Source organism: Hominisplanchenecus sp. (assembly GCF_046967715.1).
In the GTDB taxonomy this organism is placed as follows: Bacteria; Bacillota; Clostridia; order Lachnospirales; family Lachnospiraceae; genus Hominisplanchenecus; species Hominisplanchenecus faecis.
Genome location: NZ_JBKVNQ010000059.1, coordinates 5,845 through 16,166, shown reverse-complemented (window position 1 = coordinate 16,166; position 10,322 = coordinate 5,845). Strand labels below are relative to the sequence as shown.

Below are 10,322 nucleotides of genomic sequence, written 5' to 3'. Positions count from 1 at the left end.
TACCAGACAGGCATTCCACCTGCTAGACTACTCGCCCTTATCTGGGCGCACAATTTCGATTGTTCTGCCTTTCTTGTTCGAAAGTCTTTCGGCAAATATTTGTAGCATGAAGGATTGTTCCGCTTAAGTGACCCCCGGCAGGCCAGGATCTTTTGGCAATGTGCAAAATGAACGAATTCCAAAGAAGACACTTTTACGTGCCCTTCGGGGAATTCGTTCATTTGCTCATTCTAAAGTGCTGTTCCCTTCTTCGGGACAAAGAAACGGCTCATATCTGTATGCTCCAGCTCAAGCAGTGAAATTTTTTTGTCGATTCCTCCGGCATATCCTGTCAGGCTGCCATTTGTGCCAACCACACGATGACATGGAATGATAATGGAAATTTCATTATGTCCTACGGCACCGCCAACTGCCTGAGCAGACATGCGGGAAGTGTTTTTCGTTTCAGCTATTTTACGTGCGATTTCTCCATACGTGATCGTCTGTCCATAGGGAATCTGTAATAAAATCTGCCACACTGCCTGTCTGAATGACGAGCCGGAAGGATGAAGCGGCGGAGTAAAGTTCGGTTCTTCACCGGAAAAATACATATCCAGCCATTTTATTGTCTCTGTAAGAATTTCCGTTTCCTGTGGAATATGCTCATCCGGAAGCGTATTTGCAAAATATTTCTGTCCTTCAAACCATAAACCGATAAGCCCGATTTCATCCGTTGCTAAAAGAATGTCGCCAATCGATGATTTATATTTACAAGTATATACCATATTTCTACCTCAAAAAAGCAACTCCTGAATCTGCATAAGATCATCCGCAAAGAAAATACCTTTCTGTCGTTCTTGATCGGACAGTCCCTTCTCAATCATATGATTTAATAATTCTTTTAAGCTGTTATAGTAGCCGTTCAGGTTATAGAGAATACAGGGAGCATCCAGCTGCTTCAGCGATACTTTTGACATCACTTCTGTGATTTCCTCAAGAGTACCTGTTCCACCGGGAAATGCAATAAATGCATCGCCAAGTTCGATCATTTTGTTTTTGCGTTCTGACATATCTTTCGTCACGATCAGCTGTGTCAGTCCGTCGTGCTGCAGCTCTTTTTCAACAAAAAACTGCGGTTCAACGCCGATCGCTCTGCCGCCTGCATTCAGAACACTGTCCGCTAATGCCCCCATCAATCCGCTTTTTGAACCACCGTAAACCAGTGTGTTTCCGCTTTGCCCGATCCAGGCTCCAAGTTCTGTAACTGCCTTATGTAAAGCCGGATCATTGCCTTCATTTGCTCCAAGATATACTGTAATGTTCATAATTTCCTCCCAAAATGCTTCACTCTGAATATTACTTACAGACTTTATTTAGATTCGACAGACGAGGATGTCCGCTCCCATGCCATTACATAGTCTTTTTCCCCAGTAACTTCATCTAAACCACTATACTGAATCTCAAACCCTTCTCTTTGATAAAAAGATATTGCCGGTGTGTTTTTCTGATATACATTCAAAAACAAATTCTTTTAAACTGTTACAGCAGCCGTTCAGGTTATAGAGAATACAGGGAGCATCCAGCTGCTTCAGTGATACTGGAAGTTGTCGTATAAACATTCCCTTTATTGTATAGCTGTTTTTTCATCTAAAATTTACTGTAACTTCATCGTTCTTTTTTATTCTTATTTTATGGTGAAAACATCTGTTTTTCAATATAAAAAATTATGAAATTTCTTTGGCTGCTTCTCTTTCTAATTGGCAGTTCAAAGCAAAACCGCCGCAGCCACCAGAAACTTCTTTCTGATGACCACAGCGGTTTATTTGCTGCATTTTTAAGATACTGTTTTTGTTATTTCACTCTTGTCAGATTCATTCGTTTCAGATAGCTCTGCGTCTCTGCCACAACCACTCCGCTCAGGGAGAGCAGTGCGATCAGGTTCGGGATCGCCATCAGTGCGTTAAAGATATCGGCGATCACCCATACTGCAGATACTGTGAAGTACGGTCCGATAAAGACTGCTGCTATGTACAGCCAGCGGAAGATCTTCAGAGCTGTTTTGTTGCTGCCGGAAAGATATGCCAGACATCTCTCACTGTAGTAGTCCCATCCGAGGATGGTAGTAAATGCAAAGAATACCAGACACATCATCAGCAGAAATGCACTGATCTGCGGTGCAAACGGAAGTCCCTGCTGGAATGCGTTGGTGGTAACTGCCACACCTTCCAGTCCGATGTTCCAGGAACCGGTAAGCACGATGGAAAGTCCGGTCATGGTACATACAACGATCGTATCGATAAAGGTACCGGTCATGGTAACCAGTCCCTGACGTGCCGGCTCTTTTGTCTGAGCGGCTGCTGCTGCGATCGGGGCACTACCAAGTCCTGCCTCGTTTGAGAAGATACCTCTTGCGATACCTTTCTGCATTGCCACAATGATCGCTCCAAGTGCTCCGCCGGCTGCTGCACGCAGACCAAAGGCACTGGATACAATCTCTACGATCGCTGCCGGGATTTTATTAGCGTTTAAGATCAGAAGCAGCAAAGAAATCGTAATGTATATAACTGCCATGAACGGCACAATGATCTCAGATACTTTTGCAATACGTTTCAATCCTCCGATAACAACCAGACCGACACAGACAGTCAGGATCAGTCCTGAGATCACAACGGCAAGCGTATAATCTCTTCCCAGCAGATGGATCACATTCTGTGCGTTCGGATCAAAGAAGTTACCTACGGCACTTGTGATACCATTTACCTGTGTAAAGGTTCCGATACCAAACAGACCTACACCCATTCCGAAAAATGCAAAAATCTTTGCCAACCAGGTCCATTTTTTACCCATACCATTTTCGATATAGTAAAACGGGCCGCCAAGGATATGACCATGTTTGTCCGTTGTACGGTATTTGATAGCGAGAAGACCTTCGGAATATTTCGTTGCCATACCAAACAGGGCTGCAATTTCCATCCAGAATAACGCTCCCGGTCCTCCGGCTACGATCGCGGTTGCCACACCAACGATATTTCCGGTACCGATGGTTGCGGAAAGTGCAGTACATAACGCTCCGAAACTTGTAACTTCTCCGTGACCGCTCTCTTCATTTTCAAACATGTACTTGAGTGCTTTTGGAAGTTTTGTGATTTGGATACCTTTCAGACGAATGGTAAGATAAATACCAGTCAAAAGAATTGCTACGATCAGTGGGACACCCCATACCAGATCATCAACGTGCTGCAAAAAATTGTTTACTGCTTCGAACATTACTCTCTCTCCAATCTTGATTATTTATTGGCTGCTGCCAGAACACCCTCACAAAATCTGCCCCGTGACTGTTTTCCATGTTGTCTGATACTGACACGGATCGATTCTTTGGGCTGTCCGAAAACAACAAAAGAGCTGATCATACAATCAGCCCTCCAAAGAGTAGAACATATTTAGACTTTTCTCTGTCCTTTTGCCTGAGAGATAAGCAGCAGATCTGCTGCCGTACACCTTCGGCGCCCGTTCTATGAGACTCTCCAGAGTACGCTGTGACTTTCTTCGACACAACGTGTTTTTATTTTAGCATACCTGAAGAGCCTCTGCAAGAAAAATTTATTCTTTTTTAATAATTCCATATATTTTTACAAGTTCCATCAGGATTTCCACGCTCTTATCCATTCCCTCAACTGTTATATGTTCATACGGTCCATGGAATGCATAGCCGCCGGTTCCGAGATTCGGGCACGGCAGTCCCATAAAACTCAGTCTTGCCCCATCCGTACCGCCGCGGATCGGCTGAATTTTCGGCACAATACCCACGTTCTCACAGGCTTTTTTTGCATTCTCGATCAGATGATAACAAGGGCGGATCTTCTCTGCCATGTTTCGATATTGTTCTTTGATCTGAAGATCAACCGTTCCCTCACCGTATTTCTGATTCATGGCATCTGCGATTTCTTTCAGTTTCTGCTGTTTCTGTGCAAACTTGTCCGCATCGTGGTCACGCACAATGTAGATAAGTTCTGCCCTTTCGCAGCTTCCGCTGATTTTGATCAGATGATAAAATCCTTCGTACCCTTCGGTCTGTTCCGGTGTCTCTTCCACCGGCAGCATCATCTGGATCTCACATCCGACAGCTCCTGCATTGACCATGATGCCTTTGGCACTGCCCGGATGCACGTTGACCCCCTGAATCTTAAAAACAGCTTCGCAGGCATTGAAATTTTCGTATTCGATCTCGCCTTCCGCACCGCCGTCCACGGTATAGGCAAAATCTGCTGCAAATCCCTCTACATCAAAATGATCTGCCCCTCTGCCAATCTCTTCGTCCGGCGTAAATGCAAGACAGATCTTCCCATGCGGCACATCACTTCGCAGAACGTATTCTGCCATCGTCATAATTTCTGCAATACCTGCTTTGTCATCTGCTCCGAGGATCGTCGTTCCGTCTGACGTGATCAGCGTACGTCCCTTCAGATTTTTCAGATGCGGAAAAAGTACAGTATCTAAAACTCTGCCGCCTTCATCAAAAACAAGATTCTGTCCGTCATAATTTTCATGAAGAACCGGATGGATCGGATTTTCCGTAAATTCCGAAACGGTGTCCATATGTGCGATAAATCCAAGAGATGGACTGTTCTCATAACCTTCCGTTGCCGGAATTGTTCCATAGACATAGCATTTTCCGTCAACGGCTGCATCCTCGATGCCCAGTTCCTTCATTTCTCCCACCAGACGCTCTGCCAGTTCAAACTGACAGGAACTGCTCGGTGTTTCCATACTTTCTTCGCTGCTCGGTGTTTTTACTTTGACATATTCCAATAATCTTTCATATGCACGCATGATTTCTGCCTCCTGATCTTTGTGATTGATTCTGCCGCTTTTTCAGATCAGATACGCCCACCTGTCATTTTTAATCCATCCATGGCGTTGGTTTCGGTGTCTGCATTTTCGGCAGTTTTATATCATAATTATTGGTTGTTGCCGCAGGTTTATTCCCTGTTCCGGTACTTCCGTTTCCGCTTCCTGAATAATGAGAAGCGGAGCTGTGACTGCTGTGGCTTCCAGACGCATGACTGCTGTGACCGGATGCGTGTGAGCTGTGTGTACTGGATGAATGAGAAGTGTGACTCTGATGGCTCTGGTGGCTTTCATGGCTACCCCAGCCGGAACTGTGGCTACTATGGCTGCGATGACTGCTGTGACTGCGATGTGCCGCATAAGCATTTCCGTCTGCCAGCATCACACCGAGGATAACCATCATCGATCCGATCATTGCTACTTTGGATCTTGAAATATTTCCTTCTTCTTCATTCATAAAATCTTCCAGACCCTTTCGGATCTGCGGGAAAAATTTGTCATCTGCCATCTTTACGCCTTCTTTCTGCTGTATACTTTTGTGAGTTTGCCGTTTGACACTTTAATGGAATACTTGTATTTCCCAAGTTTCAGTGTCGCTTTGCCGTTCAGTTTTCCGCTCTTCCAGGTACCTTTCACATAGTTTTTATTTTTCCATGTATAAGTGCCTTTTCCGCTCATTACATCTTTTTTCCAATTTCCTTTGAACTTATCTCCGTTTTTAAAGAAATATCTACCATTTCCCCATCTCTGGTCATTTTTGAAGCGTCCGACATAACGCTCTTTTTTTGAATACCGGACGGTCGCTTTTCCGTTCAGACAGTCCCTTGCCCACGTTCCTGTGATCTTCACGCCGTTTTTGCAGGTATAAATGCCATTTCCCCATTTTTCGCCGGTCTCTTCATCGTATCCGCCCACGTAGACATCTCCGCTGTCATAAGTGATCGTGTCTGTCACGATGGCTGCCATTGCCTGATACGGCTGCGTAATTCCAAACGTAACCATCAGAGCAAATAACAGAAATACTGCGTAAGGCCGTACACCATTTCGTTTTTTCATTTTCTCATCCTTCTTTCCTTTTGTCTTTTACTGACACCAACTTCTGAAAATTTCCACCACCTTCGGATCGTTTTCACAAAGTTTTTCAAAAATCAGATTCTGTATGCCTTTGTAAATGCTACACCGGTATTCCTTCGCAAGATTTGGATAAACCGTTTTGTATCTGGCATAGTTGATTACCGGACACGTACCGCAGTACGGATGGTAAACGCACTCACAGCAGTCACCAAGCCCCTCCAGGCAGGACGCTTTTGCAAGCACTTTGCACGCCGGTGTCGCCATCAGATCGTTGTACTGATCTTCATAAACATTTCCAAGGCAAAAACTATCATCCCCCATCTCTGCCAACATTCTCGCCTCATCACAGCTGTAAACTTTTCCGTTATAATAATATGCCAGCTGACCGATTGCCCCACCGCACGGAGAACGAAGCTCCATATAATTTCCGGCATCGTGATTGAAAATCTTGTTCAGAAAGATCCTGGCATGTCCTTCTGCGATAAAGGTTCCCTCCTGATTTAACTTTAGTATATATTCCAGAATATGTCTATAAAAATCCAGAAATTCTTCGACCGAATATCCGATTTTATCCCAGTTTTTCTCAGCATATCCAAGCGGTGTCAAAGGCCGGACGATCAGCTGCCCAAATCCAAAAGAAACGTACTGATCTACCAGCTCTTTATAGTGTTCAAGCGAATATCTTGTTGTTGTCTGAATTGCCGAAACAGCGGCTCCTTTTTTTCGGATCACCGCAAGCTTTTTTGCAAGGATTTCAAACGTATTCTGCTTAAAATACGGCCGGTTCTGATTGTGCAGTGCCTCATCGCCATCCAACGACGTACAGATGCTGACCTGATGCTCCGTCAGAAACTCAAATTTTTCTTCATCGAGAAGCATTAAATTGCTCACCACCGAGAAATCAACCTCTTTGTCCGTCTCTTTGGACTTTGTATACTCTACGATGTATTTCAGGATCTCAAAATTCATCAGAGGCTCTCCGCCCTGAAATTCAAACGTGAGATATTTCGCCGGTGCCTGCAGTGCCAGATCAACGGCTCTTCTTGCTGTATCTTTTGACATGACCGTGCTCTTATCCAGATCCGTAGAAGCCTGACAATAAACACACTGCTGATTGCACTGTTTCGTCAGGACAAAAATATGCAGTGCCGCTCCCTGGAACAGATTCCGGCGATAATCCCGGAATGCACTTCCCGCTTCTTCCACAAAATCATAGTCACTGGTATCATAAAGAAAATAATTTTCTTTTAAAGCCGCTGTAATCTCCTCTTCCGACTCCAGTTTATCCATCAGGAAACGATAAAACTGATCCTTTGTCAAAAACACATATCTTCCAATGTCGTTCGTCAAAAGATACTTGTCGTTTACCTGTTTGTAGTTAAAATAATTCTTTTTCATTGCTGCACCCTGACCTTATAGTTTGTCTGATGGACGGTGGAAAAGAAAAATCCGCCGCATCTGTGTTTTTCACCACACGCATCACATGCTTCAAAATAGCGGATCTTATATCCGCTAATGCTGCTCTTATAACAATACCAGTATTTCCGATCAAACAGACACAACGGGAAATTATAAAGATTCGGACGCAGACCACACCGGAAACAGACTTCCAGTGCTTTCTGAAGATATGGCTGCAGCGAATCAAATTCTTCCCAGACGATTTCTTTATTTTTCCAGGCATTTCCGAGCACTTCCATCCCCATGATATTGACGTAAGTGATCTGCGGAAATTCCCGGCTGATAAACTTCATGATCGCATCCAGCTCCTGATAATTTAATTTGGATACAACCACACGGACTCCGACTTCAATGTCATTCTCAAGCAGGTTGTGGATCCCTCTTCTCGTCTGTTCAAAACTTCCCGCACATCCGGCGATTCGGTCATGCTGTTCCTTTTTTGCACTGTGGATCGGTATCTCGATCTTAAACCGTTTTTTTGCAAGTGCTGCAAACTGTTTTGTGTATTTCGCCGATGCAAAACTTCTGCCGTTGGAGAGCATCAGAACTTCCGCATTTTCTTCCAGCTCACAGACCTGCATGATCAACGGCGGCAGGTTTTCTTTCAGCAGTGTCGGCTCTCCGCCCGTGATGTCCACGTGTTCCAGATCTGACGGCAGAAGTGCGATAAATTCTGCTAAAAATGCCGACGTAATCTCGCTTGGACGCGTCCTCATTTTGACGGAATCCGGACACATGATACAGTTGGAATTGCACTGATTTGTGACATATACAAGTGCACCGGAAGAATGACCGTCATGCAATTTCCGAACGAAACCATTTGGCCGGATTGCCAGTACATCTCCGTGATGCAACTCTTCTGCTTCCTCTTTTACTTTTTTTCGCTCGCCCATGACATTACGTGCATAGATCCCGTCGTCCTCACACTCGATACGCCACAGGCAGTCTTTTCTCAAATCCTTCATTTTAAATGCCATACCCCCATCAAATATGTAATGATGCCAATCAGAATAAAAATCGCAAACGGAATATACCTCACGACCATAATCTTCTCCTGCCCGTATTTCGATGTTTCCCATCGCCGTACAGCTGCCGCCTCTTCTTCTGAAATCCTCGATTTCGTTGTTTCATCCGTCGCCTTCGGCAGACCCTTCACACGCGAATTTACAAACTGCCGCACCGCAAAATATGACAGGATCATCCCTTCTCTGACTTCACTTGTCGGAATCCACTCGTAATTATATTTGTCGGCAAATTTCAGGCTGAAATGCGTGACCACGACAAGAAGTACCGTAAGTCCCAGCATTTTCAGGTCAAATCCGCCATAAAACCAGAAACTGAAGATCAGATAACCTGCCATCATCAGCACCGTCCAGAGTTTCTTTTTCGGAATCTGAAGTGTCACAAGCCTGTTGGTCAGTAAAATACCAACCACGGCAAAAAAGATGCGATTGCTCTCATAATAGCCTTTCAGCACAAACGCACAGACCGTATAAACAACCGACAGAAATGCAATGGAAAAACACAGATTCCAGATTTGCTCTACACTTACCGGAATTTTTTCAAACTCTACCCCTTTCTCTTTTCTGAAAAAGCGATACCAGATAGATTCTGCAATCAGATACAGATATGCCTCCACAAAGATCACAAGAAACAGCAGCATCGATGGGAAAAGCATCGTCCTGGTCGTCACATACCATCCGGTCGGATAAAGGAAATTCACAAACAGCCACAGTTTCGAATCGCCCGCCCCCCACAGTTTCAATGCAAAAAATAAAATAGCGATCGCCAGTGCCGCCGCCAGATTCGTCAGAAACAGAAAAATACTTTTAGGATTCTGCATATAATACAGAACTACCAGGATCATTCCCGGACACATGCCAAACGTCAGCCATCTGTTGTAGATCTTTCCTTTTTTCCAGTCCGTCACTGACGCCACAACGCAGATAAAGAGCAGATAAAAAATCATAATGATATCAATCATAAATCTCTCCCTTATCTTTGATCATCTCTGCCAGTGCAAAATTGCCAAATTCTCTCATCGTCCGCTGCTCATCCGCCCAGCATTTTTCAAAAGTCAGTTCATAGTAAGAAGCCTTTTTCTGACAGACAATCCCTGCAATATTCCCAAAAGCCTCCATCGTATTTCGCACCGCCTTTTCACTGTAAAGCTCCATGTGCAGCTGTAATTTATTCTTCATCATACCACACTTTCGCGATCTCATCTAAATCATAATCCTCTTCCGTCTCTGTATTTACCGTTTCGTCCATCTCTTCTTCCGGGATAAAAGCACTGTAAAGTGCTCTTGTCACGATCAGTTCCCGGATCTGCTTCGTCTCCTGATTTGCAATGCATTTAATACTCTGGGCGAGCAGCTCATTTTGAAATCTTCCGATGTCATCGCGGTCTGCTCTCTTTTCTTTTCCCGAAAAGATCACAAGATAATCCTCCCCGTCACAATCCATCCCGATGTAATAATCATCTATAAACAAATAGGCGGCACGGTAGAGTGCCTTTAAAGGATATAATTCCTTTTTGATTCGAAAGATACAGGTTCCGTCCTGTTTTTCCTCATATTTCAACATATTCTCATTCCTCTTGCTTCCTTTATTCAAGTCAGAGATTGCACTCCGTTACGTGTCTCGATACGCTCTACCAGCTGATCGCATCCAGGATCGTCGAAAGCATATACCCGATCCAGACATGCCTGATCAACGGCGATCGGATCGAGAGATACTAAAATACCAATGAATAATACCTCCTTCGCACTGCCGTTCAACTTTTTGTTATTACGCCAGTAGAGTCAAAATATGCCATACGAATTGTCCCGTATTTCTACAATCCTGTCTGATATCATTATAATCCACCCGGGCAGGTAACGCAACTTAAAATTAAAGTTGCGGTCTCTCATTTAATTCATATGCGAGACTGCTGCTCTTCTTTAACACTTCCTGCTTTTTAT

The 10,322-nt window shown here is 44.3% G+C and carries 12 protein-coding genes and 1 riboswitch; all 12 genes read right to left on the bottom strand.

Translation table 11 applies throughout. From position 1 onward, the window contains the following. Positions 1-230: 230 nt before the first annotated feature. The gene (locus ACLTL4_RS09055; protein WP_173896108.1) at positions 231-764 is read right to left on the bottom strand and encodes a methylated-DNA--[protein]-cysteine S-methyltransferase; all 534 of its coding nucleotides are present in this window, start codon (positions 762-764) and stop codon (positions 231-233) included. A 9-nt stretch (positions 765-773) separates the two neighbouring features. Further along, positions 774-1,304 carry a TIGR00730 family Rossman fold protein gene (locus ACLTL4_RS09050; RefSeq protein ID WP_147633054.1) on the bottom strand — a complete coding sequence of 177 codons (531 nt, stop codon included), beginning with the start codon at positions 1,302-1,304 and terminating at the stop codon, positions 774-776. 526 nt (positions 1,305-1,830) lie between these two features. Continuing rightward, the gene (locus tag ACLTL4_RS09045; protein WP_412320445.1) at positions 1,831-3,246 is read right to left on the bottom strand and encodes an alanine/glycine:cation symporter family protein; all 1,416 of its coding nucleotides are present in this window, start codon (positions 3,244-3,246) and stop codon (positions 1,831-1,833) included. A gap of 20 nt (positions 3,247-3,266) precedes the next feature. Continuing rightward, on the bottom strand, positions 3,267-3,389 hold the full coding sequence (locus tag ACLTL4_RS09040; protein WP_279590521.1) for a hypothetical protein: 123 nt from the start codon (positions 3,387-3,389) through the stop codon (positions 3,267-3,269). 32 nt (positions 3,390-3,421) lie between these two features. Continuing rightward, a riboswitch (glycine riboswitch) is annotated at positions 3,422-3,517 on the bottom strand. Positions 3,518-3,579: 62 nt separating this feature from the next. Continuing rightward, positions 3,580-4,809, bottom strand: coding sequence for a peptidase T (gene pepT / locus ACLTL4_RS09035; RefSeq protein WP_173898913.1), 1,230 nt, complete (start codon positions 4,807-4,809; stop codon positions 3,580-3,582). Between the two features lie 70 nt (positions 4,810-4,879). After that, the gene (hxsA3, locus tag ACLTL4_RS09030; RefSeq protein WP_412320444.1) at positions 4,880-5,335 is read right to left on the bottom strand and encodes a His-Xaa-Ser repeat protein HxsA3; all 456 of its coding nucleotides are present in this window, start codon (positions 5,333-5,335) and stop codon (positions 4,880-4,882) included. Between the two features lie 2 nt (positions 5,336-5,337). Further along, positions 5,338-5,883, bottom strand: a complete 546-nt coding sequence (locus ACLTL4_RS09025) for a hypothetical protein (protein WP_412320443.1) — start codon at positions 5,881-5,883, stop codon at positions 5,338-5,340. A 27-nt stretch (positions 5,884-5,910) separates the two neighbouring features. Further along, on the bottom strand, positions 5,911-7,299 hold the full coding sequence (gene hxsB / locus ACLTL4_RS09020) for a His-Xaa-Ser system radical SAM maturase HxsB (protein WP_412320442.1): 1,389 nt from the start codon (positions 7,297-7,299) through the stop codon (positions 5,911-5,913). Continuing rightward, positions 7,296-8,324, bottom strand: coding sequence for a His-Xaa-Ser system radical SAM maturase HxsC (gene hxsC / locus ACLTL4_RS09015; RefSeq protein ID WP_412320441.1), 1,029 nt, complete (start codon positions 8,322-8,324; stop codon positions 7,296-7,298). Before hxsC ends, hxsB begins: the two co-directional genes overlap by 4 nt. Next, on the bottom strand, positions 8,321-9,343 hold the full coding sequence (locus ACLTL4_RS09010; protein ID WP_412320440.1) for a hypothetical protein: 1,023 nt from the start codon (positions 9,341-9,343) through the stop codon (positions 8,321-8,323). The genes hxsC and ACLTL4_RS09010 overlap by 4 nt, the downstream gene beginning before the upstream one ends. Beyond that, a complete protein-coding gene (locus ACLTL4_RS09005; protein WP_412320439.1) occupies positions 9,336-9,560 on the bottom strand; it encodes an HxsD-like protein in 225 nt (74 codons plus the stop codon). Before ACLTL4_RS09005 ends, ACLTL4_RS09010 begins: the two co-directional genes overlap by 8 nt. Next, positions 9,550-9,945: a His-Xaa-Ser system protein HxsD gene (gene hxsD, locus ACLTL4_RS09000; protein WP_412320438.1), complete on the bottom strand. Its 396-nt coding sequence runs from the start codon at positions 9,943-9,945 to the stop codon at positions 9,550-9,552. Before hxsD ends, ACLTL4_RS09005 begins: the two co-directional genes overlap by 11 nt. Between the last annotated feature and the right edge of the window lie 377 nt (positions 9,946-10,322).

Bases quoted from the DNA above. Each gene is read 5' to 3' on its own strand.
- hxsC (WP_412320441.1), bottom strand. From the start codon at position 8,324: ATGAAGGATTTGAGAAAAGACTGCCTGTGGCGTATCGAGTGTGAGGAC.
- ACLTL4_RS09025 (WP_412320443.1), bottom strand. From the start codon at position 5,883: ATGAAAAAACGAAATGGTGTACGGCCTTACGCAGTATTTCTGTTATTT.
- hxsB (WP_412320442.1), bottom strand. From the start codon at position 7,299: ATGAAAAAGAATTATTTTAACTACAAACAGGTAAACGACAAGTATCTT.
- ACLTL4_RS09055 (WP_173896108.1), bottom strand. From the start codon at position 764: ATGGTATATACTTGTAAATATAAATCATCGATTGGCGACATTCTTTTA.
- hxsA3 (WP_412320444.1), bottom strand. From the start codon at position 5,335: ATGGCAGATGACAAATTTTTCCCGCAGATCCGAAAGGGTCTGGAAGAT.
- ACLTL4_RS09045 (WP_412320445.1), bottom strand. From the start codon at position 3,246: ATGTTCGAAGCAGTAAACAATTTTTTGCAGCACGTTGATGATCTGGTA.
- ACLTL4_RS09050 (WP_147633054.1), bottom strand. From the start codon at position 1,304: ATGAACATTACAGTATATCTTGGAGCAAATGAAGGCAATGATCCGGCT.
- ACLTL4_RS09040 (WP_279590521.1), bottom strand. From the start codon at position 3,389: ATGATCAGCTCTTTTGTTGTTTTCGGACAGCCCAAAGAATCGATCCGT.
- pepT (WP_173898913.1), bottom strand. From the start codon at position 4,809: ATGCGTGCATATGAAAGATTATTGGAATATGTCAAAGTAAAAACACCG.
- ACLTL4_RS09005 (WP_412320439.1), bottom strand. From the start codon at position 9,560: ATGAAGAATAAATTACAGCTGCACATGGAGCTTTACAGTGAAAAGGCG.
- ACLTL4_RS09010 (WP_412320440.1), bottom strand. From the start codon at position 9,343: ATGATTGATATCATTATGATTTTTTATCTGCTCTTTATCTGCGTTGTG.
- hxsD (WP_412320438.1), bottom strand. From the start codon at position 9,945: ATGTTGAAATATGAGGAAAAACAGGACGGAACCTGTATCTTTCGAATC.